The sequence below is a fragment of the Symbioplanes lichenis genome (assembly GCF_030709675.1).
GTDB lineage: Bacteria > Actinomycetota > Actinomycetes > Mycobacteriales > Micromonosporaceae > Actinoplanes > Actinoplanes lichenis.
Map to the genome: position 1 here is coordinate 348,470 of NZ_JAUZQD010000002.1, position 17,861 is coordinate 366,330.

Here is a 17,861-nt window from a genome sequence, read left to right on the forward strand (position 1 = left end):
CCACCCCTACCCTTCGAAGATCGTCTCACCGTCGAGAACCGTGCGCCGGCACACCGGCCGCTGCGGCACCACCCCGTCCACGTCCGCCAGCAACGCCGGCAACCCGTCCACCACCCCCGACGGCGTCTCCCACACCGCGAACACCGCCCGCGCCCCCGGAACCAGCACCCCCGCGTCCTCGGCCCGCGCCGCCCGCCACCCGCCGCGCGTCGACGCCCCGAACGCCGAACGCACACTCATCCGGTACGCCGGGTTGCGCGGCGCCGCCGCGGCCACCACCGCCGCCCACGGATCCAGCGGCGTCACCGGCGAGTCCGACCCGAACGCCAGCGGCACCCCGGTCGCGTACATCGCCCCGATCGGATTAGTCGCCCAAGCCCGCTTTACGCCCAGCCGCTGCGCGTACATCCGGTCCTTGCCGCCCCACAACGCGTCGAACACCGGCTGCACCGACGCCACCACCCCGAACTCCACCATCCGGGCGATCATCGCCTTGTCCGCCAGCTCCACGTGCTCGATGCGATGCCGGCCCTGCCGCAACCGGTCCACCCCGATCTGCGCCGCCGCCACCGCGAACCCGTCCAGCACCGCCGCGATCGCCGCGTCCCCGATCGCGTGGAACCCGCCCTGCACCCCCGCCTCGGCACACCCCACCAGATGCGCGCCCACCTGCTCGGCGCTCAGGAACGCCTCCCCACAGCCCGGACCGTCCTCGTACGCGTGACGCACCCACGCCGTCCGCGACCCCAGCGCCCCGTCGGCATACAGGTCACCACCCGCCCCGGCCGCCCCCAGCTCCCGCGCCTTGCCCGCCGCACCCAGCTCACCCCAGTAGCCGTACACCTGCGGCAGCCCCTGCCCCGACAGCGCCAGCACCGACTGGAAATCCGCCTCGCTGGACGTGCCCGGCCCGCCGCACTCGTGCACCGCCGCCACCCCCCGCGACGCGGCCAGCTGCAACGCCGTCCGCTGCGCCCGCGTGCGCTGCGCGGCCGACAACGACCCCAGAGCCACCGCCCGCACGGCGTGATGGTCCTCCTCGCGCACCCAGCCCTGCCCCGCGTCCAGCCGCGGGCACGCCGCCAGCATCGACGACGACACCAGCGCCGAATGCACCGACGCCTGCGACAGATACACCCGCCTGCCCCCGGCCGCCCGCTCCAGCTCCGCCGCCCCCGGCACCGACTGATCCGCCCACGTCGACTCGTCCCAGCCGTGCCCGTGCACCACCGCGTCCACCGGCCGCGACCCCGCGAACCGCGCCACCGCCGCCAGCAACTCCGCCGCCGACCGCACCCCCGACAGATCCAGCCCGCCCGCCACCAGACCCGTGTCCGTGGCATGCACATGCGCGTCCACGAACGCCGGCGTCACCAGCAACCCGCCCAGATCCACCGTGCGATCCGCCGCCGGCGCCCGCGCCGCCTCCCCCAGCCACACGATCCGCCCGCCCGACACCAGCATCGCCGTCGCCCGCGGATCCGCCGCCGAATAGAACCGCCCGTTCGCCCACAGCACCGAGGTAGTCATGACCGTCAGTCTGCCGAAACCCGCGCCTCGAACAACGCCCGCACTCCCGGCGCCGACCGCAGCACCTCCACCGCGAACGCCGCGTGCCCCGGCACGAACCCGTTACCCACCAGCATCGTCACGTCCGCCGCCAATCCTTCCGCCCCCAGCGCCGCAGCCGCGAAACTGGTGGCCATCGAGAAGAAGATCACCGTGCCCTTGTCCTTGGTGGCAAGAATGGCACCGTGCTCGCAGCCCGGCACGTCCACGCAGACAACGGTGACATCTGCTTGGTTCTCGATGACATCTGTCATAGCAACCGCGTCCCGGGCGTCAGCGATCGCGATCCGATCCGCGACACCGGCTCGCGCCAGCGCGTCCCGCTCCGACTCGCTCACCACCACCGCCGTCGTACGCGCCCCCGCCCGCTTCGCCGCCGCCAGCGCCAGTGACCCGCTCTTGCCCGCCCCGCCGAGCACCGTGACATCGGGAGCGTCATAACCCCGCACCACCCGATCCGTCAGCGCCGGCGCCCCGCACACGTCGAACACCGCCAAAGCCAGCTCCGGCGCCAAGTCCTCCGGCAGCACCGCCACCGCCGACCGCCCGAACAGAATCGCGTGCCCGTCCGCCGGCACCTGCTCACTCAAGCCGTCCCAGCCCCGCAACGCATCCGTGATCACCAGCGGCGTCAGCGTCAGCGACACCAGCGTCGCCACCCGATCACCCGGCTTCACCTCCAGCGGCGACGCCGGGCCCACCTCGTCGACCACGCCGATCAGCATCCCGCCCGACCCGGTCACCGGATTGTGCATCTTCCCGCGCGTACCCACGATCTGCAGGACCTCGGCCCGCACCGCCGCACCGTCCCCGCCGTGCTTCTCCCGCAACTGCCGGAAACTCGCCGCGTCCAGGTTCAGGCGCTCCACCCGCACCCGCACCTCGTCCGCCCCCAGCACCGGCGACGCGTCCAGGCGCCACGCCGCCTGCGGCAGCACCCCCACCGGCTCCACCACCCGGCTTAGCCCCACACCCGAGATCTCCACGACAAACAATCTGTCAGACCGCCGTCAAACCGTAAATCCTTTCGACGAACTGTTTTCCCGCCGCAGATCCTCCGCTACCGTCGGACTCGATCACGGCACTCGGTTTCCCAGTGGAGGCACACGGTGACCCAGACGACGGACGCACCCGCCCTCGGCGGCCAGCCCTACGACTACCACCGCCGCCCCCTCACCGAACCCGACTGGACCCGCCTCCCCGGCTGGCGCGACGTCACCCCCGCCGAATGGGAAAACGCCCAATGGCAGCGCGCCCACTGCATCAAGAACATCAAGCAGCTCCACGCCGTCCTCGGCGACCTGCTCGACGACACCTTCTACGCCGACCTGGCCACCGACCAGCAACGCCTGGCAACCATGTCCATGCTGGTCCCACCCCAGATGCTCAACACCATGGCGCCCACCGCCCAGCCCGACACCACGAGCTTCTACGCCGACCCCATCCGCCGCTACATGATCCCCGTCGCCACCGACCGCCACCTCGACTGGCCCAGCCACCCCCACGCCACCCGCGACAGCCTCCACGAACATGACATGTGGGTCGCCGAAGGCCTCACCCACCGCTACCCCACCAAAGTCCTCGCCGAACTCCTCAGCACCTGCCCGCAATACTGCGGCCACTGCACCCGCATGGACCTCGTCGGCAACAGCACACCCCTGATCTCCAAGCTGCGCTTCGTCGAAAAACCCGCCGACCGCTACGCGGCCCACCTCGACTACCTGCGCACCCACCCCGGCGTACGCGACGTCGTCGTCTCCGGCGGCGACGTCGCCAACGTGCCCTGGAAACAACTCGAGACCTACCTCATGGGACTGCTCTCCGTCCCCACCGTCCGCGACATCCGCCTCGCCACCAAAGCCCTCGCCGGACTCCCCCAGCACTGGCTCCAGCCCGACGTCCTCGACGGCATGCGCCGCGTCGCCGGCACCGCCCGCGCCCACGGCGTCAACCTCGCCGTCCACACCCACGTCAACCACGCCAACAGCCTCACCCCGCTCGTCGCGAAAGCCACCAGCGCCCTCCTCGACGCCGGCGTCCGCGACGTCCGCAACCAAGGCGTCCTCATGCGCGGCGTCAACGCCCGCACCGAAGACCTGCTCGACCTCTGCTTCGCCCTCCAAGGAGAAGCCGGCATCACCCCGTACTACTTCTACATGTGCGACATGATCCCCCACGCCGAACACTGGCGAGTCCCCGTCTGGTACGCCCAGCAACTCCAGCACGACATCATGGGCTACCTCCCCGGCTACGCCACCCCGCGCATCGTCTGCGACGTCCCCTACGTCGGCAAACGCTGGGTCCACATGGTCGCCGAGTACGACCGCGAGCACGGCATCTCCTACTGGACCAAGAACTACCGCACCAGCATCGAGGCCACCGACCCCGAAGCCCTCACCAAGCTCTACGCCTACTACGACCCGATCGACACCCTGCCCCGCGCCGGCCAGGACTGGTGGCGCAACCAGGCCGCCTGAGACCCTCGCACAGGCAAAGGCCCCGGACTCCGTACGCGGAATCCGGGGCCTTTGTCGTCAAAGCTCAGCTGAACGCGTCGCGCACGTTGCGGCCCGCGTCCTTCACGTGCTCCCCGGCCTGCCGGGTCTTCGCCGCCGACTCCTGCCGCTGGCCCTCGGCGATCAGCCGCTCGTCGTCCCGCATGTCGCCGACGCTCTGCTTCGCCTTGCCGGCCAGCTCGTCGGCCTTGTTCTTGACCTTGTCGGTGAAGCTCATCGCGTCCTCCTCGGCCCGAAAACAAAATGCCCTTTGTCGGGGAAATTAGTGCCCGAAGGGCGCGTCTTCAAAACAACTCCCACCCGCCGCGCACACCCCCTAAGGCATCCTAGGATCCTGAGATGTAGGTCTGAGCCGCCAGAGATCAATCGAGGACGCGGTCGGTGCACCGCGACTGGTGTTGGCTCGGCTTGCGTGCCGCCTGACCCACGAGGGAGGACAGCCCGGTCACCGTCACTCGGCCGGCGACCGGGCACCGTCACTTGGCCGGCGACCGGGCACAGGAGCGGGGCGGCGTCTACCCCTCGACGAGGTGCCGGCGGAAGAACGCCACGTTGGCGTCCACCTCGAAGCGCGGCAGCTCACCATGCTTGCCCGGGTTGGCGTGCAACGTCTTCTCCGCTGAGCCGAACGCCTCGAACAACGCCAGCCCGTCGGCTCGCGGAATCCGCTCGTCGTCCCACTGCATCAAGAACTGCACCGGCACCGAGATCCGCGCCGCGTGCTCCGTGTTCGCCGCACCACCGCCCAGACCGAGGACCGCCGCCCGCACCCGGGGCTCGGCCGCCACGAACGGCACGCCCAGCCCGCAGCCCAGCGACACCCCGAAGTAGCCGACCGGACCCGTACCGACATGGTCGAGAGCCTGCACCGCGTCCAGGACGGACCGCCACTCCCCCACCGTCCGCGCCGCCACCAGCTCGTGGAAGCCGGCCATCAACAAGGCGAAGTCCTCCCCCGCCTCCACCCTTGCCTGCAGCTCGGTGGCCCGCCGGTCGAAGTGCTCGTCCGTCGGCCGGTCGCCATGCCCGGGCGCGTCCGCCACCACCACCGACCAGCCGGCGTCGAGGACGAACCGCCGCGCCCGCGCGACCATGCCGGGCGCCTTCTTGTGCTGTCCCCCGCCGTGGCCCATGAGAATCAACGGCCCCGCAGCCGGGGTCGCCGGCGTCCACAGGACACACGGGACGTCGCCGAGGGAGAAAAGCTGTTCACGGACACCGCCGGACACGGTGTCATCGGAGAAGTGCATGCTGCGCCTTTCGGGATGCCTCTGCGGGCGCTCCCTCAGACCGTCTGCGGGAGGGAGCCCCGACCTGTCACTGCGTTGATCGGTCTCACCTCCTCGGGTCGTCGCTGCCGCAGGAACGTATCACGCCGCACACCCGCAATGGCTTCCTAGGATCCTGACCTGGAAGGGTCACCGCGTCCAGGGGCGGGAGATGCTGCACAATCGGCGCCGTGAGCCGCATCCTCGTCGTGGACGACGACGACCAGCTACGGCGGGCGCTGCGGATCAACCTGAGCGCCCGCAAGTACGACGTGCAGACCGCCGCGGACGGCACCGAGGCGCTGGCCACCGCCGGGCACACGCCGCCCGACCTGGCCATCGTCGACCTGGGCCTGCCCGACATGGACGGCGTCGACGTCGTCCGCGGCCTGCGCGGCTGGACCGCCGTACCCATCATCGTGCTCTCCGCCCGCGACGCCCAGGCCAGCAAGGTCGAAGCCCTCGACGCCGGCGCCGACGACTACGTCACCAAGCCCTTCGGCATGGACGAGCTCCTCGCCCGCATCCGCGCCGCCCTGCGCCGCGCCACCCCGCAGCCCGAGTCCGCCACCATCACCACGGGCGACTTCACCGTCGACCTCGCCGCCAAGCGCCTCACCACGGCGACCGGCCAGGACGTCCGCCTCACCCCGATCGAATGGCACATGCTCGAGGTCCTCGCCCGCCACCCCGACAAGCTCGTCGCCCAGAAGCAGCTCCTGCGCGAGGTCTGGGGTCCCGCCTACGAGAACGAAACCGGCTACCTCCGCGTCCACCTCGCCAACCTGCGCCGCAAGCTCGAGCCCGACCCCAGCCGCCCGCGCTACCTCATCACCGAGCCCGGCATCGGCTACCGCTTCACCCCATAGTCCTCACGCCCGGGGCCCGCCGGCCGATTGCTCCGCGCATGCACCCCCACGATCGGCCCTCCCCCGCCCTGCACCTGGTACCGCCACCCGCCCCCGCCCCGCGCCGGGTCAGCCCCCGCGCCCGGGCGTGCTGATCCTGGGCGTGGCGTCCGTCGTCTTCAGCTTCCTGGCCGCCGGGCTGGTGCTGGGCCTCGCCGGCTTCCTGATCAGCGCTCCCACCGGCCGCGGCTCCCGGGGCCCGATGCTCACCGGCCGCATCCTGTGCGTCGTCGGCAGCATCATCTCGACAGCCGTCCTGGGCCTCCACCTCGGCACCTGACCTCGCGGCGGGAACGCGACGGACCGGTCACCGTGCCTACGGCATCCTAGGAGGCTAGTTCGGGTCCGTCCGACGGTGGATCAGCCGGGCGGGAAGGCGGCGGCTACTCGGTGGGGATGCGGGGCGGCCTGCCCTCGTACGGAGTGCTGAGCACCACCGTCGTCCGGGTGGTGACGTTGGCGGCGGTGCGGATCTCCTGGAGCAGGCGCTCGAGGTCGGCCGGGCTGGCGACGCGGACCAGCAGCAGGTAGAAGTCCTCGCCGGCCACGGAGTAGCAGGAGTCGATCTCCGACAGGTGGGCCAGGCGCTCGGGCGCGTCGTCGGGCTGCGACGGGTCGAACGGGCGAATAGCCACGAAGGCGGTCAGCGGCAGCTCAAGGGCCTCGTAGGAGACCTTCGCCGTGTAGCCGTTGATCACGCCGCGCTGCTCGAGGCGCCGGACGCGCTGGTGGACGGCGGAGACGCTGAGGCCCACGCGGTCGGCCAGGTCGGTGTAGGACAGGCGGCCGTCCGCGGTGAGGGCCGCCACGATCGCCCTGTCGATCTCTTCCACCGCGCCAAGATACCGGTACGCCCCGCGCCGCACCGAATGCGTTTCCCCGCGTCCGGGTGACGACACCCCGCACAGGCGGAGCGACGCCAACGGGACGCGGGGCGAGATCGGGGACGGTCAGTGCAGGGAGCGGGCGATCACCATCCGCTGGATCTGGTTGGTGCCCTCGACGATCTGCAGCACCTTCGCCTCCCGGAACCACCGCTCCACCGGATGGTCGCTCACGTACCCCGCCCCGCCGAGCACCTGCACCGCGTCCGTCGTCACCTTCATCGCCGTGTCGGTGGCGAAGAGCTTGGCCTTGGCCGCTTCCGCCGAGTACGGCCGGCCGGCATCCTTGAGCCGGGCGGCCGCCAGCGTGAGGGCCCGGGCCGCGGAGACCTGGGTGGCCATGTCGGCGAGCGTGAACCCGAGGCCCTGGAAGTCGCCGATCGGGCGGCCGAACTGCGTGCGCTCCCGGGCGTACGCGGCGGCGTGGTCGAGCGCCGCCTGCGCGAGCCCGACCGCGCACGCGGCGATGCCCAGCCGACCGGCGTCGAGGGCGCGCATGGCGATGCGGAAGCCGGTGCCCTCCTCGCCGACCAGGCAGTCCGCGCTGATCCGGGCGCCGTCGAGCACCACCTGCGCGGGCGCCGACGAGCGGAGACCCATGAGCCGTTCGGGCGGCTGGGGCTGGACGCCGGGGTTGGCCGCGTCGGCGTAGAGGCAGGAGATGCCGGTCGCGCCCGGTCCCCCCGTACGGCAGAAGATGTTGTAGAAGTCGGCCCGGCCCGCGTGCGTGATCCACGCCTTGGTGCCCGTGACGACATAGTCGTCGCCGTCGCGGACCGCGCGCGTGGTCAGGGCCGCCGCGTCGCTGCCGCCCTGCGGCTCGGAGAGGCAGTAGGCGCCCAGCAGGTCGCCGCCGAGCAGGTCGGGCAGGGTCTTGCGCTGGCGCTCGCTGCCGAACTCGGCGATCGGGAAGCACGACAGCGTGTGCACGCTCACCGCTTCGCCGATCGCCAGCCACGAGCCGGCGAGGATCTCGAGGACCTGAAGATAGACCTCGTACGGCTGCCCGGCGCCCCCGTCGGCCTCCGGGTAGGGCAGCCCGAGCAGCCCGGCCCGGCCGAGTGTGCGCAGCACCTCCCTCGGGAACTCGCCGCGTTGCTCGTAGTCGTCGGCCCGGGGCTTCAGCTCCCCGGCCGCGATCTCGCGGGTGAGCTCGAGCAGGTCGCAGGCCTCGTCGGATGGCAGCAGCCGGTGCACTGTCATGCCGCGAGCTTAACGTTCGTTAGGTTTCCAGTCAGCCCCCCGTCGGCCCGCCGAGGCCCGCCAGCGCGTCGACCAGGCGTTTCGCCGACCCGGCGAGGTTCCATCGGTCGGCCAGCGCGAGCAGGGCATCCGGATCGCGCGGCGCGGCCGGCAGCCCAGGGTCGAAGCCGGGCAACGGCACGTCGAGGGCCACCTTGCACACCGGCAGGGCCGCGGCCAGGTAGTCCCGGGCGGCGAGCAGCTTGGTGCGCACCCCGGGCGCGAACCCCGACGCCGGGTCGTCCAGCGCCGCCACGATCTGCTCGACGCCGCCGTAACGCTCGATCAGCCGCGCCGCCGTCTTCTCCCCCACCCCGGGCACCCCGGGGAGGCCGTCGCTGGGGTCGCCGCGCATCGCCGCGAAGTCCGCGTACCACCGGGCGGGCACGCCGTATTTGCTGCGCACCAGGGCGTCGTCGGCGTCCTCGAGCTTGGCCACGCCCCGGCCGCAATAGAGCAGCCGGGTGCCGCGCTCGTCGTCGACCAGCTGGAACAGGTCGCGGTCGCCGGAGACCACCTCGACCGGCGCCGGCTGGGTCGCGGCCAGGGTGCCCAGCACGTCGTCGGCCTCGTAGCCCTTGACCCCGAACGCCGGGATGCCGACCGCCTCGAGGACCTCCAGCAGCACCGGGATCTGCGGCACCAGCGTGGCCGGCACCTCCTCGACGTCGCCGTGGGCCACGCGATGCTTCTTGTAGGAGGGCACGAGCGCCACCCGCCACGCCGGGCGCCAGTCGGCGTCGAGCGCGCACACCAGCCGGCCCGGCCGCCGGGTGCGCACGAGCTGGGCGATCATGTCCAGGAACCCGCGCACGGCATTAACCGGCTCGCCCGCCTTGGTCCGCGCGGCGGACTCGGGGATGCCGTGGAAGGCACGAAAGTAGAGGCTGGGCGCGTCGACGGCCAGCAGAGGTCGCTCGGTCACGCGGATGACCCTAGCGGCCCCCACCGACAAAACCGGGTGAGAGAGTGGGCGCGTGCCGAACAAGCTGAGGATCATCACCATCGGGGTCGTCGCCGGGCTGGGCGTGCTCGCGCTCGCCGGGCCGGCCGCCGCCCACGTCGAGGTCGAGGCGGACAAGGACACGGCGGGCGCCACCGACGTCACGCTCACCTTCCACGGCGAGGCCGAGAGCGGCGACGCCGGCATCAAGAGCGAGCGGGTCGTGCTGCCCGAGGGCATCGCGCCGGGCGACGTCACGCTGGTCAAGGCGCCGGCGGGCTGGACGTTCACGCCGGGCGGCGACGGGTTCACGGTCGGCGGCAAGGCGCTGAAGGTGGGCGCGGACGCCGAGTGGTCGGTGAAGATCGCGAAGCTGCCCGACGGCGAGACGCGGCTGTCGTTCAAGACCCTGGAGACGTACGGCGACGGCGAGGTGTCGCGCTGGATCGAGATCCAGGAGGAGGGCAAGGACGAGCCCGACAACCCCGCCCCGCTAGTAGTCTTGAAACCGGGGGCCCCCACCTCCGCCACGCCGAGCGCAACAGCCAGCCCGGCCCCGAGTGTCGCGCCGAGCCTCGCGCCGAGCTCGCAGGCCGTTGTCGTTGCCGAGCCCAGCGGGGACGAGGACGACGACGGCCCGGCGACATGGTGGATCTGGGTCCTGGTCGCCGTCGTGCTCCTCGGTTTCGTGGCAACCCGCGTCCGCAAGAAGAACTGAGCGGCGACCCGCGTCCCCAAGAAGAACTGAGCGGCGACCCGCGTCCGCAAGAAGAACTGAGCGGCGCGCCGCGGCGGAAGCACGAACCACCGAGTGGAGCGAATTCGCCTCTCGTTCACGTCCGTCGATGCCACGCCCCGCTAGGTTCCGGGCATGGCATCGAGACGTTTCACTGCCGCGCTGGCCACGGCGGCCGTCGTCCTGGCGACGGTGGCCGCCACGCCCGCCGCTGCGGCCGTACCCGGGAAAGAATTTGATCTGCAGGCCCACCGCGGCGGCCTCGCGCTGCGGCCGGAGAACACCCTCGCCTCCTTCGGCAACGCCCTGCGCCTGGGCGTCAGCACGCTCGAGCTCGACGTGCAGATCACCCAGGACGGCGCCGCGGTCGTCACGCACGATCGCAAGGTCGACGCGCGGAAGTGCGGGACCGCGTACGCCGGGCGTTTCGTCAAGGACCTGACCCTCGCGCAGGTCCGGAGCATGGACTGCGGTGCGCAGCTGGCCGGCTTCCCGGCGCAGGTCGCGGTGCCGGGAGCGCGCATGCCGCTGCTGTCCGAGGTCTTCGACCTGATTCACACGTACGCAGCCACCGGCGTCAAGCTGAACGTCGAGACCAAGGTGGAGGCCGGCGCCCCGCAGGAGACCGCGCCGCGCGAGCAGTTCGTGCGTGTCGTCGCCGCCGAGGTGCGCAAGGCCGGGCTGCTGCGCCAGGTCACGATCCAGAGCTTCGACTGGGGCGCCCTGAAACTGATGCGCCGCGTGGAGCCGCGCCTGCCCGTCGTCGCCCTGACCAACCGCGACTTCCTGCAGACCGGGCAGCCCGGCGCCTCTCCGTGGCTCGGCGGGCTCGACATCGACGACTTCGGCGGCGACCCGATCGCGGCGATCCGGTCGTTCGGCGCGGACGCGTTCTCCCCGGTGTACGGGTGGCCGCGTGCGACGGGCGGCTACGACCCGTACGTGACGAAGGCCATGGTCCGCCGCGCCCACCGCGCGGGGATCGAGGTCATCCCGTGGACCGTCGACGACCCGGCCGTGATGCGCGACATGATCGGCCTGGGCGTGGACGGGCTGATCACCGACTGTCCGGACGTGCTGCGCGGCGTGCTCGCGTCTTTGAAGAAGGAACTCCCGAAGGCGTACCCGTCGCCGTTCGACATCCAGGCCCACCGCGGCGGCCGGGCCACCCGCCCCGAGAACACCCTCGCCGCCTTCCGCAACGCCCTCGCCAACCGCGACGTGTCGACCCTCGAGATGGACACCGGCGTGACGAAGGACGGCGTGCTGGTCGTCACGCACGACCGGACCATCGACCCCGGCCACTGCATCGACACGGGCAGCGCCGTCTATGTCGGCCGGCTCATCCACGACCTCACGCTCGCCCAGCTCAAGACGATCGACTGCGGCACGAGGACCGGCCTGCCCGGCCAGGTCCCGGTGCCGGGTGAGCGGATCCCCACGCTGGACGAGGTGTTCGCGGCGGTGCGCGCCTCCGGGCGTACGGACATCAGGCTCAACATCGAGACGAAGCTCAGCCCGCTGACGCCCGCGGACACGGCCGGCTACGCCACGTTCACAAGCAAGCTGACCCGGGCCATCACGGCGGCCGGCTTCGAGCGCCGCGCCACGATCCAGTCCTTCGACTGGCGCACGATCCGCCGGGCCCGCACGATCGCCCCGCGCATCGCGACGGTCGCCCTGATCTGGCAGTACGGCCCGGAGGAGTGCAAGTCCCTCGCCGACGAGTGTTCCCTCGCGGCGGTCTGGGGCGACCCGAGCGTCAAGAGCCCCTGGACCGGCGGCCTCGACTGGTGGAAGTTCCGCGACGTCGGCAAGCTGGTCCGCGCGGCCGGCGCCTCGACCGTCTCGGCCAACTGGCAGGTCCACGACCCCGCGCAACCGGTTGCCCCGGACCCCGACTGGTACCTGCGGCAGAGCCCCGACTACTACTTCGGCCCGCCCGTCCCGGTCCTCCAGCGCCGCGACCACCTGAAGGTCGTCCCCTACACGGTCGACGACGAGCACATCCTGCAACGCGTCATCGACCTGGGCATGGACGGCGTCATCACCGACGACCAGGACCTCGCCGTCCTGGTCGCCCGCCGCAACGGCCTGCGCTAGCGGGGAGTCACCCCGGAGAAATTCACCGGCGTACGCACGGCGAACCCCAGACGCTCGTAGAGCCTGATCGCGGCGGTGTTGTCGCCGGCGACGTGCAGGAACGGCCGCTCGCCGTCCGCCCGGATGCCGTCGGTGACCGCCGCGATCAGGCGCGTCGCCAGCCCCTCGCCCCGGAAGGCCGGGTCGGTGCAGACCGCGCTGATCTCGACCCATCCGGGCACGTGCATCCGGCGTCCCGCCATGGCGGCCAGCACCCCGTCGCGCCGGAAGCCGCGGTAGCCGCCGAGCTCGACCGTGCGGGCCAGCAGCGGGCCGGGCCGGGTGCGTTCGCGCAGGTCGAGCATCTCGGGCACGTCGGCCGCCCCGAGCTCGACCGAGCCGGGCGCGGGCGCCCCGCGACAGTCCGGGCCGACCAGCTGGAAGCCGGGCAGCTCGTCGCCCTCCCAGCCGTCCGGCACCTTGAGCCCGGGCGCGGCCACGATGACCCGCTCGCCGGGCTCGACCAGCTTCCGCAGGTCGTCCCAGGCGGCGGCGTCGCCCGGGTCGTCCAGGGCCGCGAACGGGCTGACCTCCGGGTCGAACCGGGCCGCCCGCCCGTGCCGGCGGCCGAAACGTTCCTGCGGGCCGGTGAGCGCGGCCCAGACCGGGTTGTCGAGAGGATCCACTCCGGAAATCTTAGATGCGCCAGTGCTCGGCGAAGCCGAGGAACCGTGTGGCGATCGCCTCAGCCGACGGCGCCTCGCCGCGCAGGACGTCCTCCCAGATGCTGCGCCCGATCGCGAACCCCACGAAGCCCTCCGTGGCGCTCGCCACCTCCAGCCAGTGGTGGAGCCGGTCGGCCGGCGCGTCGCGCCCGAGCACGACGAGATCGGCCTGCTGCTTGGCGGCCTGCGCCGCGACCTCCCGGGCCGCCTCGCGGGTCTCGAGCCCCTCGACCTTCCAGATCCGGGGCGTCACCCCGTGCTCCTGGTTGTCGGCGATGACCCGCGTCACGAGCTCCGGGCGGACATCACGGTCATAGGCGTACGCGTCCAGGGCCCGCTCGTCGCCGGCGGGCGGGACGAGCAGCTCGTACAGGAGCGGCACTTGGATCTTGCGCAGCTGCTCGGTGACGTCGGCGAGCAGGTCGAACTGCTGCTCCCGCTGCCCGACCGGCAGACCGGGGTTGTCCCGCACGAGCACCTTGGCGTAGTCCGGCCGGATCGCCTCGACGTGCTCGATCCACTGGCTGCCGTACTGCGTGCTGAACCACTCCTGCCCACTGGCCTCGACCGGCACCGCGAGCACGACGCTTCCCCGCGCCGCCTCGATAACCCCTTGCCCGTACTCCTCGTCGACGAGGACTCCGGCCCGCCCGGCCCCGAGCCGCGGCGCGGCCAGCCGCAGCCCCTCGAAGATCAGCCGCTTGGCATCCCGCATGGCCTGCGCCTGCTCGGGGGTCGGCTCGTCGCCCTCCACCCCGAACAGCGTCCGCCCGAACGAGTCCCGGTGATCCATGGCCATGAGGAACAGCGGATCGGTCTGTGTCGGCTCCCACGTCATGACCATGGGATAACCCGCGAGCCCGCCGCTCAGACCGACTCGTGCGTCACACCCCGGCGCCCGTCGTGCCACGATTCCGGCCATGATTCGGATTGTCATCGGGGCACTGGTTCGCGAAGGTCAGGTCCTGCTCGTCCACCGGAGTCCGGACCGCCCTGTCCACCCGGACGTGTGGGACCTGGCCGGCGGCCACATGGAGCCGGGCGAGACCGAGCTCGCCGCGCTCGCCCGGGAGCTGGACGAGGAGCTGGACGTGCGGATCGAGCCCGGGTCGGCGACCCCGCTGTGCCGGCTGCGGGTGGACTCCGTGCGCTTCAGCGCCTGGCTGGTCGAGGACTGGGAGGGGACACCGGTGAACGCCGCCCCCGAGGAGCACGACGAGATCCGCTGGTTCCGGCCCGGGGAGGTGCCTCCGCTCGCCCACGAACCCGTCCGGGCCGCGCTGCGGGAAGCGACCCTAGTCCTCCGGCGTAGGGCGGCGGGTGCCGTAGAGGGTGCCGGCCGGCTCGGGGCGGCGACGGCGGCGGACGCGGCTGACGACGAACCAGGCCGCGGCGATGACGCAGAAGGCGATGACCACGTACTGGTAGGTGCCGACCCAGCCCTCGATGCGCGACCAGTTCTCGCCCAGGCCGTAGCCGAGCAGGATGAAGACGGTATTCCAGATCAGGCTGCCCGCGGCGGTGCAGAGCAGGAACGTGCTCATGCGCATGCGTTCGAGGCCGGCCGGGATGGAGATCAGGCTGCGGAAGACGGGGATGAAGCGGCCGAAGAAGACCGCCTTGACGCCGTGCTTGACGAACCAGGCCTCGGTGCGATCGATGTCGGACACCTTGACCAGCGGCAGCTTGGCGGCGACGGCCCGGATGCGGTCGCGGCCCAGGGCGACGCCCACGTAGTAGAGAGCGACCGCGCCCACCACCGAGCCCAGCGTCGTCCAGAAGATCGCGCTCCCCAGCGACAGCGAGCCCTGGCTGGCCGTGAAGCCGGCCAGCGGCAGGATGACCTCGCTCGGGATCGGCGGGAACAGATTTTCCAGGGCGACGGCCAGGCCTGCCCCGGGCCCGCCGAGCCGTTCGACGAGATCGGTGACGAGGTCGGTGACGGACATGGCCGCGACCGTAGCGGGCGGGCCTGGGACGGCGATGAACGCTTGCGGTCAGTTTGCTGAGAGCGGGTCGACGTGCCAGATCTCGCGGCGGTAGTCGGCGACCGTGCGGTCGGCGGAGAAGAAGCCGCTGCGGGCGGTGGTGAGGATCGAGCGGCGGGTCCAGTCGTCGCGGTGGGTCCAGGCCCGGGCGACCTCGTCCTGGCAGTCCACGTACGCGCGGTAGTCGGCCATCGTCAGGTACTCGTCGTGGTGGAGCAGGTCGTCGGCGATCTCGCGCAGCGACCCGGCCGCCACCGAGGCCACGAAGTCGACGGCGGCGCGCAGTTCCTCGTCCCGGTCGTAGTAGTCGCGGGGCCGGTAGCCCTTCTCGCGCAGCGCCGTCACGCCGGGGACGTCGAGGCCGAACAGGAAGAAGTTGTCCGCCCCGACGCGGTCGCGGATCTCGACGTTGGCGCCGTCGAGGGTGCCGATGGTCAGGGCGCCGTTGAGGGCCAGCTTCATGTTGCTGGTCCCGGAGGCCTCCTTGCCCGCGAGGGAGATCTGCTCGGACAGGTCGGCGGCGGGGATGATCAGCTCGGCGCGCGAGACGTTGTAGTCGGGCAGGAAGACCATTCTCACGTACGCGGACAGGGTCTTGTCGCTGTTGACCACGTCGGCGACGGCGTTGGCGAGCCGCATCACGCGCTTGGCCGCGGTGTAGCTCGGGGCCGCCTTGCCGCCGAAGACGATCGAGCGGGGCACCAGGTCGCCGGTGCGGCCGGCACGGATGCGGTTGATCAGCGTGATGACGTGCAGGACCCGCAGCAGCTGCCGCTTGTACTCGTGGAACCGCTTGATCATGACGTCGGCCATGGCCTCGGGATCCAGCGCGACGCCGGTGGCGGCCCGCGCATAACGGGCCAGGTCACGGCGGTTGGCCCGTTTGATCTCACGCCAGCGGTCCTGGAAGCGGGCGTCCCCGGCGACCTCGGCCAGCCCGGCCAGCCGATCGAGATCGGTCAGCCACTCGTCCCCGCCGAGCTGCTCGCTGATCAGGGCGCTGAGCCGCGGGTTGGCGATGAGCAGGAAGCGCCGCGGCGATACGCCGTTGGTGACGGTGCGGAACCGCTCCGGCCACAGCTCCGCGAACCCGCGCAGCGTCGTCTCGCGCAGCAACCGCGAGTGCAGCTCGGCGACGCCGTTGACCGCGGTGCTGCCGACGACGGCGAGGTGCGCCATGCGGACGCGGCGCTCGGGCTCCTCCTGGATGAGCGAGAGCTCGCGCAACTTGCCCACATCGCCCGGGTAGCGCGTGGCCACCTCGTCGAGGAACTGCTGGTTGATCCGATAGATGATCTCCAGGTGCCGGGGCAGCAGCCGCTCCAGCAGCGCGACCGGCCAGGTCTCGAGGGCCTCCGGCAAGAGCGTGTGACAGGTGTACGCGAACACCTCGCGCGTGATCCGCCACGCCCTGTCCCAGCCGAGCTTCTCCTCGTCGGCCAGCATCCGCATCAGCTCGGGGATCGCCAGCACAGGGTGCGTGTCGTTGAGCTGGATCGCGACCTTGGCACCGAAGTCGTCCCAGCCGGTGTTGCGCAGCCGGTAGCGCCGGACGATGTCGCGCAGCGAGCACGTCACCAGGAAGTGCTGTTGCTTGAGCCGCAGCTCGCGACCCATGGCCGTGCTGTCGTCGGGGTAGAGCACCTTGCTGATGTTCTCGGAGCGGACGATCGTGTCGACGGCCTCGCCGTACTGGCCGGCGCCGAAGCGGGACAGGTCGAACGCGGCCCGGCTGGCCCTGGCCCGCCAGAGCCGGATCAGGTTGACCGTCCCGGTGCCGTAGCCGGGGACCAGCATGTGGCTGGGCTCGCCGAGCACGTACTCGCCGGGCTGCCACACCCCGTCGGTCACGGTGCCGTAGAAGCCGACGCTCACCTGGTCGTCGGGGTTGGGGAACTCCCACGGGTTGCCGTGGAAGGCCCAGTCGTCGGGCCGCTCGACCTGCGCGCCGCCCTGGAACTCCTGCTTGAAGATGCCGAAGTCGTAGCGGATGCCGTAGCCGGCCGCGGGCACGTCGCCGGTGGCCAGGGCGTCCAGGATGCACGCGGCCAGCCGCCCGAGCCCGCCGTTGCCCAGCCCCGGCTCGACGTCCAGCCCCTCCAGCTCGCCCAGGTCGAAGCCGAGCCGTTCGAGCGCCTGCGCGGCGAGGTCCCGCGTACCGGAATAGAGCAGGTTCTGCGGCAGCTGCCGGCCCAGCATGTACTCGGCCGACAAGTAGTAGACGAACCGCGGGTTCGCCGCGTAGTGCCGGGCGGCGGTCGCGGTGAACCGCTCGACGAGCCGGTCGCGCACGGTGATCGCGAGGGCCTGGTAGATGTCCTGGGCGCTCGCCGACTCGCGCGTGGTGCCGCGCTGGTGGCTGAGGTTGCGCAGCAGGTCCCGCTCGAACGCGGCGACGTCGGAGTCCGTCACGCCGCCAGTATCGACCCGCCGGTGAAACGCCGCGCGCCTCGGTCATGAACACGACGTGGCGCCGGGCCCGGTGACCTGATCAGTCGTCGTCGCCCGGCTCGGCCGACGGCGACGGCGAGGGCGAGGGCGAGGGGGCCGGGGCCGGTGTGACCACGGGCGCCGGCTCGGCGGCCTTGCCCTTGGCCGCGAGCACCACGGCGGTCCACGTCGTCCCGTCGCCCCGCCCGGCCACCTCGACGCGGTAGCCCACGGCGATGTCGGCGAGGGTCGCCTTGTGCCCGTTGACGCGCAGCTTGGTCGTCGTCGTGACGGCCACGGTGACGGTCTGGCGGCGGACGTTCTTGGTGCCGCCCTTGGCATAGAGGGTGAGGGTCGTGGCGTCGACCGCGGTGACCGTGCCCGCGGCGGCGAAGACGGTGGTGGCGGCGTGCTTCTTCTTGGCCACGGCCGGCGGCGCGGCGGAGGCGGAGGTGGCCACCGTCACGGTGGGCAGGGCGACACCGGCGGCCAGAACGGCAGCGAGGACGAGACGACGCATGAGCTCTCCTTGATCTTCGGAGTTCCCAGCGTCGGGCCGGCGGAGTGCGA

At 71.8% G+C, this 17,861-nt stretch carries 17 protein-coding genes and 1 pseudogene; 6 read left to right on the forward strand and 12 right to left on the reverse strand.

What is annotated here, in order from left to right:
* Nucleotides 1-6: 6 nt before the first annotated feature.
* Together RAN62_RS05495 and kdd are read right to left on the reverse strand one after the other, a co-directional pair.
* A complete protein-coding gene (locus RAN62_RS05495; RefSeq protein WP_305783357.1) occupies nucleotides 7-1,530 on the reverse strand; it encodes an amidohydrolase in 1,524 nt (507 codons plus the stop codon).
* A 5-nt stretch (nucleotides 1,531-1,535) separates the two neighbouring features.
* The gene (gene kdd / locus RAN62_RS05500; RefSeq protein WP_305783708.1) at nucleotides 1,536-2,549 is read right to left on the reverse strand and encodes an L-erythro-3,5-diaminohexanoate dehydrogenase; all 1,014 of its coding nucleotides are present in this window, start codon (nucleotides 2,547-2,549) and stop codon (nucleotides 1,536-1,538) included.
* A 129-nt stretch (nucleotides 2,550-2,678) separates the two neighbouring features.
* Between kdd and RAN62_RS05505 the strand changes: the two genes are divergently transcribed.
* The gene (locus RAN62_RS05505; RefSeq protein WP_305783358.1) at nucleotides 2,679-4,046 is read left to right on the forward strand and encodes a KamA family radical SAM protein; all 1,368 of its coding nucleotides are present in this window, start codon (nucleotides 2,679-2,681) and stop codon (nucleotides 4,044-4,046) included.
* A 64-nt stretch (nucleotides 4,047-4,110) separates the two neighbouring features.
* Here the strand turns inward: RAN62_RS05505 and RAN62_RS05510 are convergent, their stop codons facing one another.
* Entirely contained in the window at nucleotides 4,111-4,302 is a 192-nt protein-coding gene (locus RAN62_RS05510; RefSeq protein WP_305783359.1) for a CsbD family protein, read from the reverse strand.
* A 298-nt stretch (nucleotides 4,303-4,600) separates the two neighbouring features.
* A complete protein-coding gene (locus RAN62_RS05515) occupies nucleotides 4,601-5,335 on the reverse strand; it encodes an alpha/beta hydrolase family protein (RefSeq protein ID WP_305783360.1) in 735 nt (244 codons plus the stop codon).
* Nucleotides 5,336-5,544: 209 nt separating this feature from the next.
* Between RAN62_RS05515 and RAN62_RS05520 the strand changes: the two genes are divergently transcribed.
* Nucleotides 5,545-6,222: a response regulator gene (locus RAN62_RS05520; RefSeq protein ID WP_305783361.1), complete on the forward strand. Its 678-nt coding sequence runs from the start codon at nucleotides 5,545-5,547 to the stop codon at nucleotides 6,220-6,222.
* Nucleotides 6,223-6,364: 142 nt separating this feature from the next.
* On the forward strand, nucleotides 6,365-6,541 hold the full coding sequence (locus tag RAN62_RS05525) for a hypothetical protein (RefSeq protein ID WP_305783362.1): 177 nt from the start codon (nucleotides 6,365-6,367) through the stop codon (nucleotides 6,539-6,541).
* A 103-nt stretch (nucleotides 6,542-6,644) separates the two neighbouring features.
* On the opposite strand, the gene RAN62_RS05530 is transcribed toward RAN62_RS05525, so the two are convergent.
* The 3 genes from RAN62_RS05530 to RAN62_RS05540 form a co-directional block, all read right to left on the reverse strand.
* Complete coding sequence (locus RAN62_RS05530) at nucleotides 6,645-7,094, reverse strand: Lrp/AsnC family transcriptional regulator (protein WP_305783363.1); 450 nt, start codon at nucleotides 7,092-7,094, stop codon at nucleotides 6,645-6,647.
* Nucleotides 7,095-7,211: 117 nt separating this feature from the next.
* Nucleotides 7,212-8,348: an acyl-CoA dehydrogenase family protein gene (locus RAN62_RS05535; RefSeq protein ID WP_305783364.1), complete on the reverse strand. Its 1,137-nt coding sequence runs from the start codon at nucleotides 8,346-8,348 to the stop codon at nucleotides 7,212-7,214.
* 31 nt (nucleotides 8,349-8,379) lie between these two features.
* On the reverse strand, nucleotides 8,380-9,312 hold the full coding sequence (locus RAN62_RS05540) for a 5'-3' exonuclease (protein WP_305783365.1): 933 nt from the start codon (nucleotides 9,310-9,312) through the stop codon (nucleotides 8,380-8,382).
* Nucleotides 9,313-9,364: 52 nt separating this feature from the next.
* Here RAN62_RS05540 and RAN62_RS05545 point away from each other — a divergent pair, with 52 nt between their 5' ends.
* Together RAN62_RS05545 and RAN62_RS05550 are read left to right on the forward strand one after the other, a co-directional pair.
* Nucleotides 9,365-10,048: a DUF1775 domain-containing protein gene (locus tag RAN62_RS05545; RefSeq protein WP_305783366.1), complete on the forward strand. Its 684-nt coding sequence runs from the start codon at nucleotides 9,365-9,367 to the stop codon at nucleotides 10,046-10,048.
* Between the two features lie 153 nt (nucleotides 10,049-10,201).
* Nucleotides 10,202-12,169 (forward strand): glycerophosphodiester phosphodiesterase family protein, encoded by a 1,968-nt coding sequence (locus tag RAN62_RS05550; protein ID WP_305783367.1) that lies wholly within the window; start codon nucleotides 10,202-10,204, stop codon nucleotides 12,167-12,169.
* On the opposite strand, the gene RAN62_RS05555 is transcribed toward RAN62_RS05550, so the two are convergent.
* Together RAN62_RS05555 and RAN62_RS05560 are read right to left on the reverse strand one after the other, a co-directional pair.
* On the reverse strand, nucleotides 12,166-12,834 hold the full coding sequence (locus tag RAN62_RS05555; RefSeq protein WP_305783368.1) for a GNAT family N-acetyltransferase: 669 nt from the start codon (nucleotides 12,832-12,834) through the stop codon (nucleotides 12,166-12,168). The genes RAN62_RS05550 and RAN62_RS05555 overlap by 4 nt on opposite strands.
* Before the next feature lie 10 nt (nucleotides 12,835-12,844).
* On the reverse strand, nucleotides 12,845-13,711 hold the full coding sequence (locus RAN62_RS05560) for a 2-deoxy-5-keto-D-gluconate 6-phosphate aldolase domain-containing protein (protein WP_305783369.1): 867 nt from the start codon (nucleotides 13,709-13,711) through the stop codon (nucleotides 12,845-12,847).
* Between the two features lie 82 nt (nucleotides 13,712-13,793).
* Between RAN62_RS05560 and RAN62_RS05565 the strand changes: the two are divergent.
* Nucleotides 13,794-14,135: pseudogene (locus tag RAN62_RS05565) on the forward strand (NUDIX domain-containing protein); the annotation flags it as partial.
* Between the two features lie 33 nt (nucleotides 14,136-14,168).
* Here RAN62_RS05565 and RAN62_RS05570 read toward each other — a convergent pair.
* From RAN62_RS05570 to RAN62_RS05580, 3 genes are all read right to left on the reverse strand, one after another.
* Entirely contained in the window at nucleotides 14,169-14,822 is a 654-nt protein-coding gene (locus RAN62_RS05570; RefSeq protein WP_305783370.1) for a DedA family protein, read from the reverse strand.
* A 48-nt stretch (nucleotides 14,823-14,870) separates the two neighbouring features.
* Entirely contained in the window at nucleotides 14,871-17,273 is a 2,403-nt protein-coding gene (locus RAN62_RS05575; RefSeq protein ID WP_305783371.1) for a glycogen/starch/alpha-glucan phosphorylase, read from the reverse strand.
* Nucleotides 17,274-17,352: 79 nt separating this feature from the next.
* Nucleotides 17,353-17,811: a DUF5666 domain-containing protein gene (locus RAN62_RS05580; RefSeq protein ID WP_305783372.1), complete on the reverse strand. Its 459-nt coding sequence runs from the start codon at nucleotides 17,809-17,811 to the stop codon at nucleotides 17,353-17,355.
* Nucleotides 17,812-17,861 lie beyond the last annotated feature (50 nt).